This is a genomic window from Paraburkholderia sp. SIMBA_030 (genome assembly GCF_046535245.1).
Taxonomy (GTDB): domain Bacteria; phylum Pseudomonadota; class Gammaproteobacteria; order Burkholderiales; family Burkholderiaceae; genus Paraburkholderia.
Window position 1 is genome coordinate 1 of record NZ_JAWRXB010000432.1, and the last position, 275, is coordinate 275.

Annotated in this window: 1 pseudogene; it reads left to right on the plus strand. The window is 73.1% G+C overall.

Annotation, left to right across the window (positions count from 1 at the left end):
- Positions 1-275: pseudogene (locus SB772_RS40660) on the plus strand (ATP-dependent DNA helicase RecG); the annotation flags it as partial.

Genomic DNA, 275 nt, shown 5'->3' on the forward strand with positions numbered 1-275 from the left:
GCCGCCCGAGATCGAGCGCGACTACCTGAAGCCGCTCGGCGTGCCGACGCTCGCGCAGGCCGTGCGCATCCTGCATCACCCGGGCGTCGATTCCGACGAAGCCGCGCTGATGGACGGCTCGCATCCGGCGTGGACGCGCATCAAGTTCGAGGAACTGCTCGCGCAGCAGCTGTCGCTCAAGCGCGCGCACGAGGAGCGCCGCACGCGCACGGCGCCCGCGATGCCGCGCCGCACCGCGACCGATGCCGACGCGCTGACGACGCGCCTCTACGCGG